A 16,842-nucleotide genomic window follows, 5' to 3' on the forward strand; every position below is an offset into this window, starting at 1 on the left:
CTCCCGATGCCGTCTGAAGATTCAGACGGCATTTATTTTATCCCTCATCCGTCATCCCGCTTCTCGCAATCAAATTTGAAAACAGCTTCCCGCTTTGAACTTATCAAAACATATTGCATTCTTTTAAAAGGTTATAGAAAAACAACATTGTAAGAATATAAATAATTATTAATAAAACAATATGTTAACAGAAAAAAGCGGTCAAATCCGTTAAAAGCGGCTACGGCGTACGCGACCTCACGCCAACCGGCAGCATTTGGTTAAAGGCAATATGAACGCCAACTTTGCCGTCAACAACATCGGCAACAAGAAATACCGTTCACACAGCCAACACTTCCCCGACGGTGTGGCACGCGTACCGCTCTACGAACGCAGCAGAGAATTCCGAACCACCGCTTCTAAAATCCGCTGTTTTGAAGCAATACCGTCTGAAGGCCCTTTCAGACGGCATAGGTTGAAAATGCGGCACACCCAAATAAAAAGGGCGGCAAATCTCGCCGCCCTTCCCTTCAACCCTTCCGCCTGCCCAAACAGCAGACAGGCGAAAAAGCCCTTACCACTGATAACCGACAGATGCGGAAGCACCGAAATGGCCGCGCGAATTGCCGGAAGCCGTGCCTTTGATAATCCAATTTCCGCCGTCGGAAATGCTCGAGTAGCCGATGGCGTAACCGGCTTCGCCGCGATAAGTGCCGCCGCCGATCGCCATCATACTCTTGCCGGGCAAATAGGCCTGAACCAAACCTGCGGTTGCAATCGCTTGGGCGATGCCCGCACGCGCGTTGCCGTCCACATTGTCGATGCGGTTGTTCAAGTTTTGCGCCACGCCTTTAAGTTGTGCAACGTTTGTAACATCCCCCTCTTTAACGCCCGGGGCGACATTGGTAATGCGGACGGGTTTGTTGTCCTTCTTACTGCCGACATTCAATGCGTCCCCATCCACGCTCAAAGTGGGCGCATCCGCCCCCACACCGAGCGAAACGCTGGAAAACTGCGGCGCCATCGAAGTGGCAATCTCGATATTTTTACCGTTGCGGGTAATCTCGATGTTGTTGCCGGCATCAATGTTGACGGTTTCATCCATCTTTACCTTGCTCGGCGAAACATTGCCGCTGATGACTTTGCCCGAAGAACCTTTAACTACTTTGGAATCCAAATTCCAACCGCTGTTTTGCAGCTGATCGACGTTTACGGCATCGTCCGGTTTCTGACCCCAAGCAACATTGGTAATGACCGTACCGCCGATACCTTTGTCCAAACCGTTGTCTTTCAGGTATTTGTCTTTCGCTTCAACCCGTGCAACTTCTGCTGCGGCTTTTTGAGCGGCTTCGATAACGGCTTGAGGCTGACCTTTCAGCTCTTTGGCAATCTTGTCGGCAGCATCTTTGGCATATTGGTCCTGCTGCTTGGACAATGCGTCTTTCTGATCGGCAGTCAGCGCGGTATCGTCGGAACGTTTCGCAAGCGGCGTATAACGGTCGCCCTTGTTCTCAGGGTCCATGCCGGCAGACTGGCGGACTTTCGCCGGATCGACTTTAGGCTGGGTCTTGTCGGCAGTACCGTCGGCTTTGCTGAGATACCAGTTGCCGTCTGCATCTTTAACCACTTTATTGCCGTTTTCATCGACAGCGGAAATCTGGCTTATCGGCAACTCGGCATCTACTCTGATGTAGGTGTTGGTTACAGTCTTACCGTCTTTGTCGACTTCCTCAACCGTTGCCGCTTTAACGACGGTATTGTTGCCGTTGGCAAAGTGTACATTGTCGTCAGGATTCACTTTTTCCGGCTTGCCCGCATCCAGCGCGTATTTGCTGTCGCCGAATGCCGCATCCGCTTTGGCTTTTTCTGCCAATCCAACGTTCCAGCCGGATTTGTTGATTGCATTGGCGACCGTATTGCCGGTTACAAAACCCGAGCCGCCATTGTCTGCCGCTTTAATATCCGCAGCGGGAATTTCCGTATCCGTCTTCGGTTTCCCGTTTTCATCGCGCTCATAGTATTTGCCGTCAATGATGACCGCGTGAACTTTCGAGCCGTCGTTTTTGGTTATCTCGACTTTGTTGGTAACCTTGCCTTCTTTGGCAGACACGGTAATCACACGTGTGCCGTCGGCGGCGGTGCTTCCGCGCACCTCAATGCCGTTGCCGCCTTTGAAGTCGACCTTGTTGGCGTTCTTCACGACATCGGTGTAGCCGTTGCCGTCTTTGGTCGATACCACCCAGCCCATATTTTGCAAATCGCCTACGGTTGCGGCGGCGTTCTTGTTCACCGGTGCAGCTTTTGTACCTGCCAAATCAATCAGTTTTTCCGTTTTCGACTCTGCCGGCTTACCGTCCGCCTTTTTATCGCCGTTCGGTTTGGTGCTTACTTCGCTTGTATTCAACACCGATGCCACGCCGACAAGTTGGGCTGGTTTGCCGTCTGAAGAGATTTTCAGTGCCGTTTCCGGTTCTTTTCCTGTTTCGTTGTTGCTTGCGTTTACGGCTTTTTCCGTCGTCAGGCTGACCGGTTTTTTACCGTCTTCATCTTTACCGATTTTCACGGTTGCAAACTCAACATCGTCTTTGGTCGCATAAGTGACTTTGCCGCCCGCATCCTGTTTCACGGTCAGATTTTTACCTGCAACCATCTCAACGGTTTTACCCGGATTGATGACTTCCCCGTCGTTCTTCAGGGTATTGTCGGCAGTCAGATTGTCGGCGGCGACAGTGGCGGAAGTTTTCAGCGTAAAGCCGGAATTGTTAATCATATCCGCAACATTTTGGGCAGTTGCCACTTTGTTCAAACCTGCCTCATCTGCCGCTTTATTTGCAGTATCAAGTTTAGTTTGAGCCGCTTTCTTAGCCTGTTCATCTCCTGCTTTCGCCAATTCATCTTGAGCATCTTTGATTGCTTTCGATAAATCCGCAGCATTAGCAACCGGACCTGCAACTTTACCCGTAGCTTTACCGTCTTTGGTTTCCGCAGTGATTACACCCGTATCCACATCCACCTTCACCCGGCTTTCCTTGCCGTCGGTTTCGATGCTGACCGTCGTTCCCTTGCCGTTTACAAAGTTCACGGTGTCATACGCCCTGACAAAATCAACCGCGTTTCCGTTGCCCTTCAGGTTCCAGCCGCTGTTTAAGATGTCGCCCACAGTGGCGGCGTTGTTCGCATTCACATTGCCGTCCGCCGTACCGATTGTCGGGGCGGATTGCGATTTGCTTGCCGGATTGCCGGCATCCGCCGTGTTGCGTGTTTCAGGGAGGTTTGATTTGACATTCGACAAAGTGGTCGGAGATGTCGTGCCGTTCGCGCCGTTGACCGAAACGATTACGTCGCCTGCCGGCACTTCGTCTCCCGTACCGTCGGCATTCGGATAAAACTTGGTTTCCGTCTTGCCGCCATTGGTTACGGTTTTCGGATAGACTTTTGTTCCGTCTTTCTTGGTATATTCCACGGGTTTGACCGAATTGTTCGTCGCAAGCTGGTGATCCACGCCCACCGTAATGGTGCGGACATTGCCCTCCGTTTTACCGGAAACGGTAACGCCCGACGCGCCCACGAATTTCACTTCTTCGGCATTTTTTACCTGCGCGTTGTAAGTCTCGGCGGGATTGTCTGTTTTCTTATCGGCAGAAAGCACCCAGCCCATACCGCGCAAGTCGCCCACGGTGGCGGCGGTATTGTCGCCCACTGTCGGAGTGCCTGTAGCCGGTTTGCTTAAATCAACCAAGCCTGTTTGTGGCGTATCTTTGTTGCCAACTTGAGGATAAGTCGCTAAACCGCTAGTTACGCCTGTAATACTCACCGGTTGAGCCGCACCACCTGCCGCAGCGGGTTGTTTGCTTAAGTCCAAACCGTTTGCAGTCGGCGCGATATTGACGGTGTTGCCGCCTTTTTTCAGAGTTACGCCTTCAAATTCCGGTTTTTCGACGGTGGCAAACGTGAAGTTTTTACCGTCACGTTTGACGCGCAGGTTTTTGCCTGCCGTCAGCGTCAACGCGTCGCCCGCGCCCATCTCTGCGCCATCGTCGTTGGTGGTTTTACCCTTATCGCTGACAGTGGCGGTTTGGTCGTTGTCCGCCTTCGCATACCATTTCGCGCTGTTGACGGCATTGGCGACGCTTTCCACCGTGGCGAGCTTGCTTCCGTCGCCGTCTTTGGCTTTAAGCTGCCCTTTTTTCTTGCCGTTTGCATCGGCGGTTACGGCTTCGGTTTCGCCCGTTACAGCTGTAACTTTGCCGTCGTCGCCCACTTTGATGGTCGTGCCATCGGCTTTGACATCGTATTTCACGCTGACGGTATCGGGGTTACCGTCCTTGCCTTGCTTAACTTCCACATTGGCAACCGTGCCGTTGCCGTTTTCGTAATTGACGGCATCGCCCGGGTTGATCAATTGGGTTTTGTTTGCGTCGGTTGCCGCCTTGCCGTCGATTTTGGTCGCATTGGTTTTCCATCCCGACTGATTGATGGCGTTTGCCACATCGCCGGTTTTTGCCACTTTGTCCCCTGCTTTAGGGTCGGTGCTTGCCTTTCCGTTTGTGCCGACGACAACCTTGCCGTCCGTCGTCGTGATGCTGCCGGCTTCGTTTATGGCGGTAATGGTAACGACTGCGCCTTTGCCGCCTTCTTTGGCAACAACGGTAACATCCGTCGTCGCCTTATTGCCGCTGACAAAGTCCACGGTGTCGTAGGTGCGGACGAAATCGACGTTTTCGACCTCGCCGCCCGCCTGTTTCGCGCCCCGGATGTTCCAGCCGGCATTTAACACATCTTGAACGCTGGCGGCGCGGTGATAATCGGCGGCATTAATGTTGGCGGTAATGTTCGTGGTCGGGCTGCCCGCCAAGGTGTCGTGCAGGGTCGGCTTGATACCGTTCAGATAGACCGGTGCTTTGTTGTTTATCGAGCCGTCGGCGGCGGTTTCCGTACCGGCGAGGGTCAGACCGTTCGCACCACTTGCGATATTGACTTTCGCCCCATCTTTGCCGATGCTCAGCGTGTTTTCCACATTGGCGGTTTCAACCGTAATGTCCTTCGCCAAGGCAAAGGTAATGTTGCCGTCGTCGCGTTTGACACGCAGGTTTTTGCCCGCTTTCAGGTTCAACGTGTCGCCCGCCTTGACCGCCGTGCCTTTATCGTTTTTGGTCGGCGTGTCCACGCTGTCGTCCGTATTTTCCACTTTGGCAATCCACGCCGCGCTGTTGATTGCATCCGCAACGTTTTTCACTGTGGCAATTTCGGAAGCGGCGCGGGTTTCTGCCTCCGCCTGTGTTTCCGTCGTGCCGTCTGCCTTGGTTTTTGGAGTAACGGTTACCTTGCCGCGATTGATGGTTTGGTCTTCGCCTCCATTTGCTGCGGCAATCGCGCCTGTATTGACTTTTACGCCGTCTTTGCCGACCGTAAGCGTTTTATCGGCGGCTTTCACGGCAATACCGTCCGTCGTGGTCTCAATGCCGTCTGAAACCTTGACATTCACGCCGTTTGCGCCGACTTCCAAAGATTTGTCGGCAGCTTTGACGCTGTATTTCACGGTCGATATTTTGCCGTCTTTGGATACGCCGACGGATACGCTCGTGCCGTTGCCTTCGTCGAAGTTTACGGTATCGTAGGCTTTGACAAAATCTTTTGGCGCGCCTTTTTCTTGGATGTTCCAACCTGCATTCAATACATCGCCTACGGTTGCCGCATTGGTTTCGGTAAGTGCGGTCGGTTTTGTTGCTGAAGTTGTCGGCGCGTCCGTACCGGTTTTCGCGCCGTCAAGGTTGCCGGCTACATTGGTAATCGTATTGCCGCCGTTGTTTAAGCCGTTTTCGGTCAATGAAACGGGTTGCTTGCCTGCAGTTGCCGAAGTAATGGTTATGCCTGCATTGGTAAGTTTGGTGGTCGGCGCATTTTTGCCTGTGCCTTTAAACTCTGCACTGGTCAGGTTAATTAATTCAGGATTCAGGCTGTAAATTACTTTACCGTCCGCTTCCTGTTTCACGGTTAAGTTTTTACCCGCGACCATTTCAACGGTTTTGCCCGACTTGATGACTTCGCTGCCTGCCGATGCGGTATCTTTCTTGCCGTCGGCAGCGGCGGAAGTTTTCAGCGTAAAGCCGGAATTGTTGATCATATCCGCAACGTTTTTAGCCGTGGCAACGCCTTTATCATCCAAAGCCTTATTTAATGCCGTTTCGGCATCTTTGACTTTTTTCTCAGCCTCTTTCTTCTGTTCATCTGTCGCATCTTTAGGCAATGCGACCAACTCGTCTTTCGCAGTTTTTAATGCGTCTTGAAGTTTGGAATCAGTTGACGGCGCAATCACAGAACCGTCGGTGCTTGAAACCAGCTTGGCAGTTTTAACATCAGGCACTTCCACATCAACGGTAATGGTGCGCACGCCGTTCTCGGTTTTACCCGATACTTTGGCGGCGTTTGTGCCGACAAATTTCACTTCGTCCGCATTTCTCACAACATCGTTGTATGACTTATCTTCTGCACCAGTCGCTTTATCTGACGAAACTTTCCAGCCCATATTTGCCAAATCGCGCACAGTGGCGGCAGAGTTTAGTATGTTATTGTCTAATTCTGTTTGACCGTGAGCTGTTCCTAAATTAACTAATTTCGGTTGGTTTGCCGGCGTGGTGCCGTCCGGTGCGCTTGTAACCGTTGTTGTCTTCAACACCGAACCCACGCCTGTAATCTGCGTCGGTTTCGCATCTGTGCCTGTACCGCTGCTGATATTCAACGCCGTCGTCGGGGCTGTCTGATTATTATCGGCAGTTGTTGCCGCTTCGGTTGTCAGGCTGACCGGTTTTTTGCCGTTTGCCGCCGTGTCCTCTGCGCCCACTTTCACAGAATCAAACGATACGTCTTTATCCGTTGCAAAGGTGAAGTTTTTACCATCACGTTTGACACGCAGGTTTTTGCCTGCCGTAAAGGTTACTTCATCGCCTGCGGCAATACCTTCGCCTGTTGTGTCATTGGTTTTATCCGTATCCGTAATCTCTGTATTTGTGTTGGTCGCTTTAGCCATCCATTTTGCAGAGTTGACGGCACTTGCCACCGCATCGACTGTCGCCAGCTTGCCTTTATCAGCTTCAGCAGGACGTACTTGACCAACTTTTTCACCAGTGGCTTTATTCTTATCTGTAACCGTTTCTATCGTTCCTGTAACAGCCTTCACTGTGCCGTCTGTGCCGACAGTGATTGTTTTATTGTCGGTATTGACCTTAATGCCGTTTGAAGACACGGTAATCGATTTGTCGGCAGGTTTGACGGTAATGTTGCCGCCAGTGTCCTTATCCAGACCGTTACCCAACTTCACATCGTATTTCACGTTGACGTTGCCGTTTTCTTTGCCGTTTGCACCTTTATCTTTTTCAATAGTTACGGTTGTGCCACTACCATCCAAGAAATTCACTTGCTCGCTTGGATTGATGGTGTCAACTTCAGTTTTGGCATTTCCTGCAACTTTCCAACCGCTTGCTTTTAATTGGCTTACGTTTACAGCATCGTTGCCATCGCTACCGTTAGCTACGTTGGTGATTTTGGTCGGGCTTGTGCCATCCGCGTTAGTAACTTTTAAGTTATCACCATCGTTGGTGATTTTCGGGCCGTTGTTACCGATCTGAACGGTTGTAAACACAGGATTATCTACTGTTTTAAAGGTAAATTTATTCGCTGTGCTGTGATCGATTTCAATGTTTTTGCCTGCATCAAAAGTAACTTTGGTGCCGGCTTTCACATTGTCTTCCGTACCATTTTCGCCATTGCCTGAAGCCACCGCTTTCCAATAGACTTCATTAATCGCTTCCGCTACATTTTGAGCCGTAACAACCTTGTTCTCTTCCTTCGCTAACGCCGCTTTCGCATCCGTTAATGCTTTTTGTTTCGCTATATCTGTTGGGTTAGCAGTCGCCTCTCTCTCCGCTTCTGTTACTGCCTCTTTTAATGCCTTAACATCCGGTGCAACCACCTTGCCAGCAGTTGTCGTCAAATCGGCTTTATCAATATCAAACTTGATTTCGCTACGTTTTCCCCCTGCATCCGTTGTCACCGTTACAGTCGTACCATTCCCATCCACAAATGCGACTTTATCACCCGGGTGAACGAGATCTTTGTCGGTTGTACCTTGTTGTAATGTCCAACCGCTTGCGTTGATAGAATCCGCCACGTTTTGTACGGTGGCAATTTGGTTTGCTCCGGCGGCAACGAAGGCTTTCTTCGCAGTATCAAATTCCTCTTTTTTCTTGTTTAAATCGCTATTTGCCACATCATAAGCATCTTTTGCCGTATTGCGTACTGTCTCGGCTTTATTTTTTTCTTGTTCTAACACAGACACTTGGGTTTGACGCTCTGTCAATGTTGCCTGTTGGTGAGCCAATTTTTGCGTGCGTTGATCCACAACAAACTGAGTGCTTTCTACCTTCTCGTTGGCTTTATGCAGTACACTTTGTTTTGTAACGTCACTTGGGTTGCTAGCTACATCCGCCTGTGCTCTTGCAAGTGCGGCTTTGTCTGTTGCTAATATGCTTTGTGCTGCCTGTAACTCTTGCTGTGTTGTTGCAATATCGGCTTGTATTGCTTCAACTGCCTCTTTTCCTTTGGTTAAGGCAGTATCCGCTGCCAAATACGCTAATTCTGTTTGTTGATACGCATCGTTTTTCTCACGCCATTCTTTTTGGCTGGCAACCAATGCCGTTTCAGCAGCATTCATCGCTGTTGTAACCGTTGCATTGTTTGCTTTGGTGGTGTTGTTTGGCGTCTTCATCGTACCATCAGGATTTGCCGTCACTTCCCCCGTGGTAACTTTCAAACCAACAGGGGAAACCGACAAGGTGCTGTTCACTTCTTTTACATCAAATGTAACATTTGCACCTGCCGGTTGTTTTTTAATCTCCGCAGCAGACACTTTTTGTGCACCAGCATTCAACTTACCATCGGTAAAATCGCTTGCCTTATAGAAATCACTCCCAATTTTGACCAGCTTATTGCCCTTTGTGTCTTCTGCTTGATTAATTTCAGCAATATTAACCGCTGTGCCCAAGCCATCTAGGAAATTCACACGGCCATTGCTACCAATGTTAGACAAGCGGAATTTATTATTGCCGCCCACTTGCCAACCGTTAGTAATGGTTTGAGAAAGTGAACGGGTGATCGCATTTAACTGCGAACCATTGACCGCATCGGTGGAATCTTCCGCCACACGACCTGCCGCCACGTTTTTCAACTGGCGTTCCGCACCCGGTGTACCAAAGGAAACCACATCCCCTTCAGACGTGTTAATACCACCCGCCCATCTGAAGGTGTATTTTGCCTTCGCCGAACCGGTTTCAACCACGTTGCCATCTTCATCGTAAGAAATATCCGTTTGACGTGTACCTTTGCTCACCTCATCAGCCACGGCACCCGTACCAATCGCCACCGAATTTTGCATGCCGGCGTGCGCACCCGTACCCAATGCCATTGAACCAAGTGCATCTGCCCGTGCACCCGTACCAATCGCTACGCCCATCGCTCCTTTAGAAAGAGAGTGAATCCCCATCGAGATAGAGGCATGACCATTTTTGTTGTCTGAGCTGCTGTAATCTAAGGAGTCGGTACTCAGGCGATAGCCAGTGATTTCGCGGTACGCATCGGAAAGCTTTTCCCCCGCCACCGTTTCGGTTTTCACTAATTTGATGGTACGAGTAACAGTCTTACCATTGATTACTTCCGTAATTTTGCCATCGTATAGTTCAGGTGTGCCATCCTTCGTTACTTTTTCTCTGCTATATTCCACAACTTGATTCGCAGCCGTGCTAATATCCGACCCGCCAATCATAATAGATGAGTGCCCTTGTGCAATAGTGCCCAAGCCCATCGCAATCGCACCCTGTTCACCTTTAGCCTTCGCCCCTTGACCGATGGCAATGTCGGACACTTGTTCCGATACTGCACCTTGACCGACCGCAACAGAAGAGGTTGCCGCCTTAGAACTATCACCAACAGCCACAGCAGATTTATCAGCATTTGCCTGATAACCAGCGGCTACGGCAGATTCTTCTGCCTTCGCCCCCGTACCTGCAGCCACCGCATAATTACCTTGCGCTTGCGAACCCATACCAATGGCTACCGCAGCCTCCGCATTCGCGAATACGGACGCCCCAGAACCGATCGCTGTGGCACCAAAAGCACCTTTTCTAACGATTGAGTTCGTACCAATCGCCACGCCCAACGGGGTGGTAGAGTGAGCCTGCATACCGATGACAGTAGAACCATCTTGACCATAGCTAGAACGATAGCTGTTATCTAATGTTGCGCCTACTAGTTCTTTATATTTGTCCCTAATCGTAATCGGGTTACCATTTTTTCCTGTGCCAGGCGTTGTCTCAGCGTCAAAATCATTCACGCCTTTGGCATCTTCGCTATCAGGATTCAAGGCTTTAAAATATTTCTTGTTGTCATAGGCTTGAATATCATTACCACCGATCACGATAGAGCCCTGACCTGCTACGGATTGCGCGCCAATGGCTACGGATTGGTCCCCAATAGCACGGGCATTACGACCTAAGGCTGTGGCTTCATTAATATTTACGCCTTGAAACGAAAAGAATCCCTCCTTATCGGCCTTTCCTGAATTTTTGAAATAATCTAGTGTATTGGTAGTGCCACCAAAGGCTTTCGCCAATACTTTCACATTAGTATCCGCATCAGTACTATTGTCCGTCGGGAATCCATCTGTATCCACCTTGCGGTATCCAGCACCGGCACCGGCCCCTACTGCAACAGAAGAGTTTAAAGAAATATTATTTTTATTTACCCCAGTATAAGCACCAGTACCAATAGCTACACCGCCTGAATCATTACCATTGAGATTTTTCACAGCCTGGTTACTTCCCGACACAGCACCAACACCAATGGCAATACTATAACCTTTACCTACATTTCGAGTATTAGCTTCTGAACCCAAAACAATATCATAGTCTTTACTTGCTTTACTTTGTCGACCAAACGCTATTGATGTAGTTCCAATGGCATCACTTCCATAGCCTATGGCATAACTATCGTGACCTGTAGCTTTCGATCCCATTCCCAATGCCAACGATGTAGCACCATTTGCTTGTGCGTTTGCACCAATAGCTACAGCATTATTATATTGTTGAGCACTAGCACCACTACCGATAGCTACAGCAAAATTTTTATCTGCTTGCGCTTGATAACCTAAGGCTATATTGCTTTTTCCACTGGCTTTTGAGTCTCCACCTATTGCTAATGCTCCATCGTTTCCTGTTGCTTGTGCACGATAACCAATAGCAAGTGAATTATTATTTCCCATTGCCTTAGAATCTTTACCAATAGCAATAGAGTCGCTACCTGTTGCAGTAGCCATCCCTTTTGTTGAATTAATCTGAATCAACCCACTTGCAGCAGTCTCAGCAGCCGCATAAGCCGCACTACCGCTTAATAGCGATAATGCGATGGCTGAAGATTTAATAAGGTTCGCTGAAGAGCCGGACGCACTTTTTTTGGCACTTGATGAGCTTTGTTTTTTGTGTGCTTTGGTTAATTCGGATACTGCCACCCAAGATTGGGTTACCTGCTGTAAATGACACGGAAAATTTTGTTCATTGATTCTCTCTGTTTGCAATACGCCGCCCGCGCTTTTGATGCTTCCAGCTGCCGGGCAGCAAACGACCATACACAATTATTGATAGTCCCATTGTATTGTAGAAACCCGGTTAGGAGAATCTCTCTAATTGCCAATATTCCCCTATAATTGAACGCATTACACTTTTTTACTCAAATGCGGGGGGGGGGGGATTTTTGAATGTTTTTGACGAAAATTTACATTTGGACAATAAAAAGAAAAAAGCCGTGTCGCATCTGTGCAACACGGCTTGGCGGGCTGAAAGGGATAAAACGGCGTTCCCTGCCGCCGCAGGCGGAACGCCGGATGACGGGGTTTTCCCTAAGGGTGCGGCTGCCGCTATATCACGAAATCCAACAGGTAGAAATCTTCTTTGCCTACACCGCATTCGGGGCATTTCCAGTCGTCGGGGATGTCTTCAAACTTTGTTCCGGGGGCGATGCCGTGTTCGGGGTCGCCGTGTTCTTCATCGTAAATCCAGCCGCAGGGGCCGCACATATATTGCGCCATTTGTGTTTCCTTGTTTTTTGTATAGCGGATGAACAAAAACCGGTACGGCGTTGCCTCGCCTTAGCTCAAAGAGAACGATTCTCTAAGGTGCTCAAGCACCAAGTGAATCGGTTTCGTACTATTTGTACTGTCTGCGGCTTCGCCGCCTTGCCCTGATTTTTGTTCATCCGCTATAAATCAGGGTTTGGGAGGATGGTGAGGTATCCGCCCGGTTTTTTTGGGGTTGTTTTTTTTCGATAGATTCCTGTGGTTTTTCGATTACTGGATTCCCACTTCCGTGGGAATGACGGTTTGGAGGTTTCGGTTTTTCCGATGGATTCCTGTTGCGTTAGGGGGCTGGATTCCCGCTTTTGCGGGAATGACGGTTTGAGGGTTTCTGTTTTTTCCGATGGATTCCTGTTGCGTTGGGGGCTGGATTCCCGCTTTCGCGGGAATGACGCGGTGAGGGTTTCGGTTTTTTCCGCCTGTTTATTTTGCGGCTTCGATTGCCGCTATTTCTTTGCGCAGGTGTTTGATCGCGGGGGTTACGATGGCGACAAACATTGCTTCGCGGACGCGCCTTTGGGCGGGACTGCGCATCAGGTAGCCTTTTGCGCCGGAATGCAGGGCGGCGGATTGGGCGGCGGCAAGGGCCAGTACGGCGGCGGCTTCGCGCAGCTTGAGGGTGGCGAGGTTGTCGGGCGTGCCGCTCCAAGCCAAGCCGGCGAGCCGTTCGGTTTCTGCCCACGCGCCGTCCAACCTTGCTTTGAGGCTGTCGTAGCCGTCGTCGAGATAGCTGTTGACTTCGGCGTTGACGACGTTGGCGAGGCGGATGATGCCGAGGCTGCCGTCTATCACGCCCGCGCCGATGCCGATTTGCAGGAGGATAAAGCCTGCTTTGATGCTTTGGATGTAGTCGGCAAACTGTTCGGGCGCGGCGATGATGTCTTCGTCGGGGATAAATACGTCTTTGAAGTTCAGGCTGAAGGTGCGCGTGCCTTCAAGGGCGCAAAATTCGGGGCAGTTTTGCAGGCTTACGCCTTCCCATTGTCCGCCGGTGATAAACATAACGTAACCGTCGCCGATTTGGGCGGTATTCGCCCAAATGTGGTCTTCGCCGATGTTGGACACCCACGGCAACGCGCCGTTGACTGTATAACCGCCCTCCACGCGTTCGGCTTGGAGGTTGTGTTTTTCGATGCCGGCAAGGTGTTTGACGGTATTGGACATTCCGGTGCCCGCCAATACTTTGCCTTGCAGGATGTCGGCGAGGTATTTGTCTTTGACGGCCCGGTTGGGCGTTTGGTGCAGATACCACGCGCAAGCCGCCTGACACCACGCACTGAAAGAGGTTGCGCCGCATTCTTTGCCGATTTCGCGCAAGACGGCGATTTGTGCGGCAAGCCCCAAGCCGTTGCCGCCTTCGGCTTCTGTGCCGACTGCGCCGAATCCGCCGATTGCGCCGAGTTCGCGCATAAATGCTTCGGGGTAATATCCTTTGCGGTCGATGTCGTCCACTATGGGTTTGAGCTTGGTTTTGACGAGTTCGGCAACGTTGGCAATCAGGGTTTGGGCGTTCATCTTTGTTCCTTAAGGTTTGCGGGGGAATCGGGGGCGCGCCTGATGCGCGGCTGCTTCCCTGCCGCTTGGCGGCTTGTTTTTGTTTGAGGGGGTGTTTTTGAAAAACCGCCCGATATTCGGGCGGTTTGCCGTATCAGGCGTAAGCCTGCAATTCGGGGTTGATTTCGGTTTGGGCGAGGTTGTTGACGTAGTTGCACAGGGTTGCCAAGGCTACGCCCATTACGACTTCGACTGCCTGCTGCTGGTTGTAGCCCGCATCGAAAAATGCTTTGAGTTCGGCATCGGATACCGCGCCTTTTTTCGCCATTACGGCTTGGGTGAAGGCGGCGAGCGCGCCGAGTTTGGCATCGTCAAACGCGCCTGCATCCAAATCGCGGGAGGCTTTGACGGACTGTTCGGACAGGAGTTTTTTCAGAGTCGCCAGCTTGGTGTGTCCTGCCACGCAGAAACCGCATTGGTTGGTACGGGCAGCGATGATCTGGATGACTTCGACTTCGCCGGCGGTCAGGCTGTTGGCGGCGTTGAGCTTGCCGACTTCTTGGTAAAACGCCAAAGCTTCGGGGGCGTTTGCCAATACGCCGATAAGGTTGGGGATAAAGCCGTTGTTTTGAAGTACGGTCTCTACGCGCGCTTTGGCGGCTTCGGGGGCGGTTTCGAGGGTGTGTACGGTTAAACGTGCCATTTTCTTTCCTTGTTCGCAAATATTGGGGACGGGCGCATAGTACGCATTTCGGAATGAAATGGGAAAGACTGATTGGTTATGTGCTGCAAACGAAAAGTTATAAGAAATGCCGTCTGAAGCCTTTCAGACGGCATAGCGGGGAAACGCGCCTACCTGCCCCCGCGCCCGAAATATTGCGCCAATGCGGCTTGGGGGTTGGCTGCCTCAACCGTTTCGGGCAATTCGGTATAGCCGCGCGATAAAAGGTGGCGCGCATAAAGGCTGTTGCCCTTTGCGCCGAACCAGACGGAAACCGCCAAGCCCAATACATTAAACGCCGAGTCTGTGGCGGGCGTGTCGCCGTAAACCAGTTGGGCAAACACCGCCAGCACGAATATCGCGCCCGTCAGCCCCAGCCCCAAACCCCACATTCTCTTGAAACACGCCCACAACGTGCCGAACAAAAGGCCCGGCCACGACCAGCCTTGTTTGACGGCTTGGGGCGGCAGGGCGGGATGGGTGTAGATTTTGTATGGTTTCATCGTGTTTCCTTTTCGGTTGAAACCCTGCCCTTTGGGGGCGGTAGGATCAGACTTTATTTGTGAGACGCGCGCCCGCGTGCCGGCATACGGCTTGAAAGCGATTACCCGACGGGGAACTTCAAACCCGACAATGCCGTCTGAACGGTGTTTTGCCTTCAGACGGCATTGCCTGCCTTCAAAGCGGATGCGCTTATTCCGCCCAGTTTTTCTTTTTGCTGGTTTTACCGATACCCGGGTTGAAGCTGTTGGTCGGGTCGAGTTTGCGGTAAAACTGTTTGAGCGCGGGTTTGGCTTCATACAAATGGCCGACGTTGTGTTCGGCGGGATATTGCGCGCCGCGTTGATCCAAGAGATGCAGCATTTCGTGTTCCAATGCCATGCAGTCGTTGCCTTTTTTGATGATGTAATCCTGATGGAAAACGTGGCACATGAAATGTCCGTAGTAGAGCTTGTGGATGATTTTATTGTCGATTTCCGGCGGCAGTTTTTCAAACCAGTCGCGGTCGTCGCGGCGCAGGGCGATATCCAGCGCGACCAAATCTTCCACTTCGTCGTCATGCACGGCGCGGTAGCGGATGGCGGCGGAGGCGACGGCGAAACGGTGCAGCATCGCGGCTTGGGTTTCTTCGGCGTTGCACTCGAAAAACGCGCCGCCGTGGTGTGAAAAATATTCTTTTAAGAATGCGCGCGCCTCATCCACGCCTTTCCCGCCCATTTTCAGAATCAGGTGGTGTTCGTATTTGTCGCGGTAATCGCGCATGGATTTGGGCAGGTGGTCGGGCAGGAATTTGCTGACGAACTGCATGGCCTTGTCGGAAAAATGTTTGGGCAGGAAGCTGGCTTTTTTGCCGAACCTGTCCACGCGCGCCTTCAAGTCAAATAATTTCGGCAGTTGGTGCGTACCGAATTTTTTGATGACGTAAAACGTATCTTTGCCGTACACGTCGGCAATATCGAAAGCGTGGCGGTGGATGTATTCGCCGGAAACAGGCAGGCTTTCAAATTCGCCCAAGGCGGCGCGGCGGATGTCGGTCAGTTCATTGATGTCGTTCGTGCCGATGTAGAACACGGCGGTTTGTTTTTCTTGCGGAAAGGTGTCCAAACGGACGGCAAAAACCATCAGTTTGCCCGCGCAACCCGAGGCTTCGTAATGGCGGGCGGGGTCGGCGTTGAAACGCGCGGCAGTCGGTTCGTCCACTTGGCGGACGTGTTCGCAATAGGCGTGGTCGTGTCCTTTGCCCGCGTCTTGTTTGATGTCTTTGTTTTGATAATGATGACCTTGCAGGTTGGTCAGGATTTCTTCGGGCGTGTCGCCCAAGTCTATGCCCAAGTGGTTGACCAGCTCCAGTTTGCCCTCTTCGTTGATTTGGGCGAACAACGCCATTTCGGTGTAGGCCGGACCGCGCTGCACCAATGCGCCGCCGGAGTTGTTGCACACACCGCCCAAGACGGACGCGCCGATACAGGATGAGCCGATGACCGAATGCGGTTCGCGCCCCAAAGGTTTCAGCAGCAATTCAAGCTGGTTCAGGGTCGAGCCGGGCAGGCAGACGACTTGTTCGTTGTTGTTGATGGTTTGGATGATGTTCATCCGCATAGTGTTCACAATCACGATGTCGCGGTCGTAATCGTTGCCGTCGGGGGTCGAGCCGCCGGTCAAACCGGTATTCGCCGCCTGCGTAATCACAATCACGTCCGCTTCGACGCAAGCCTGCAAAATTTTCCACATTTCCAAAATGCTTCCGGGGCGCACTACCGCCAACGCCTTACCCTCGCCGAAGCGGTAGCCCTGGCGGTATTGTTCGGTTTTCGCGGGGTCGGTGATGATGTATTTTTCGCCTACGGTTTGGGTCAGGCTGCTGATTAATTGCGAGGCGTTCACGGTACTCTCCTATCGGGATAAGCGGCGGCGCAAATCCCGGTACGCCGCCGTATGTTCAATTTGGATATTTTGGTGCGACAAGTTG

At 51.4% G+C, this 16,842-nt stretch carries 8 protein-coding genes and 1 pseudogene; 1 reads left to right on the forward strand and 8 read right to left on the reverse strand.

What is annotated here, in order from left to right; all coding sequences use genetic code 11:
• The first annotated feature begins 6 nt into the window (after nucleotides 1-6).
• Complete coding sequence (locus tag FGL10_RS12020) at nucleotides 7-153, forward strand: hypothetical protein (RefSeq protein WP_003707709.1); 147 nt, start codon at nucleotides 7-9, stop codon at nucleotides 151-153.
• Nucleotides 154-319: 166 nt separating this feature from the next.
• Here FGL10_RS12020 and FGL10_RS12770 read toward each other — a convergent pair whose 3' ends face one another.
• From FGL10_RS12770 to dld, 8 genes and pseudogenes are all read right to left on the reverse strand, one after another.
• A complete protein-coding gene (locus FGL10_RS12770) occupies nucleotides 320-451 on the reverse strand; it encodes a hypothetical protein (RefSeq protein ID WP_269472461.1) in 132 nt (43 codons plus the stop codon).
• Nucleotides 452-553: 102 nt separating this feature from the next.
• Entirely contained in the window at nucleotides 554-1,501 is a 948-nt protein-coding gene (locus FGL10_RS12480; RefSeq protein ID WP_415087389.1) for a YadA family autotransporter adhesin, read from the reverse strand.
• A gap of 387 nt (nucleotides 1,502-1,888) precedes the next feature.
• Nucleotides 1,889-11,653, reverse strand: a pseudogene (locus tag FGL10_RS04140) (YadA-like family protein); the annotation flags it as partial.
• Nucleotides 11,654-11,941: 288 nt separating this feature from the next.
• Nucleotides 11,942-12,112, reverse strand: a complete 171-nt coding sequence (locus tag FGL10_RS04145; protein ID WP_002217326.1) for a rubredoxin — start codon at nucleotides 12,110-12,112, stop codon at nucleotides 11,942-11,944.
• Between the two features lie 468 nt (nucleotides 12,113-12,580).
• Nucleotides 12,581-13,672 (reverse strand): acyl-CoA dehydrogenase family protein, encoded by a 1,092-nt coding sequence (locus FGL10_RS04155; RefSeq protein ID WP_003707698.1) that lies wholly within the window; start codon nucleotides 13,670-13,672, stop codon nucleotides 12,581-12,583.
• Nucleotides 13,673-13,805: 133 nt separating this feature from the next.
• The gene (locus FGL10_RS04160; RefSeq protein ID WP_003707696.1) at nucleotides 13,806-14,354 is read right to left on the reverse strand and encodes a carboxymuconolactone decarboxylase family protein; all 549 of its coding nucleotides are present in this window, start codon (nucleotides 14,352-14,354) and stop codon (nucleotides 13,806-13,808) included.
• Between the two features lie 149 nt (nucleotides 14,355-14,503).
• Entirely contained in the window at nucleotides 14,504-14,875 is a 372-nt protein-coding gene (locus FGL10_RS04165; RefSeq protein WP_002213703.1) for a DUF2628 domain-containing protein, read from the reverse strand.
• A gap of 190 nt (nucleotides 14,876-15,065) precedes the next feature.
• Nucleotides 15,066-16,757, reverse strand: a complete 1,692-nt coding sequence (gene dld, locus FGL10_RS04170; RefSeq protein ID WP_003707692.1) for a D-lactate dehydrogenase — start codon at nucleotides 16,755-16,757, stop codon at nucleotides 15,066-15,068.
• Nucleotides 16,758-16,842: the final 85 nt, after the last annotated feature.

It is taken from the genome of Neisseria lactamica, from assembly GCF_901482445.1.
In the GTDB taxonomy this organism is placed as follows: domain Bacteria; phylum Pseudomonadota; class Gammaproteobacteria; order Burkholderiales; family Neisseriaceae; genus Neisseria; species Neisseria lactamica.

Coding starts and splice junctions, on each gene's coding strand:
- FGL10_RS04160 (WP_003707696.1), bottom strand. CDS start 14,354: ATGGCACGTTTAACCGTACACACCCTCGAAACCGCCCCCGAAGCCGCC.
- FGL10_RS12020 (WP_003707709.1), top strand. CDS start 7: ATGCCGTCTGAAGATTCAGACGGCATTTATTTTATCCCTCATCCGTCA.
- FGL10_RS12480 (WP_415087389.1), bottom strand. CDS start 1,501: ATGGACCCTGAGAACAAGGGCGACCGTTATACGCCGCTTGCGAAACGT.
- FGL10_RS04145 (WP_002217326.1), bottom strand. CDS start 12,112: ATGGCGCAATATATGTGCGGCCCCTGCGGCTGGATTTACGATGAAGAA.
- FGL10_RS04155 (WP_003707698.1), bottom strand. CDS start 13,672: ATGAACGCCCAAACCCTGATTGCCAACGTTGCCGAACTCGTCAAAACC.
- FGL10_RS12770 (WP_269472461.1), bottom strand. CDS start 451: ATGCCGTCTGAAAGGGCCTTCAGACGGTATTGCTTCAAAACAGCGGAT.
- FGL10_RS04165 (WP_002213703.1), bottom strand. CDS start 14,875: ATGAAACCATACAAAATCTACACCCATCCCGCCCTGCCGCCCCAAGCC.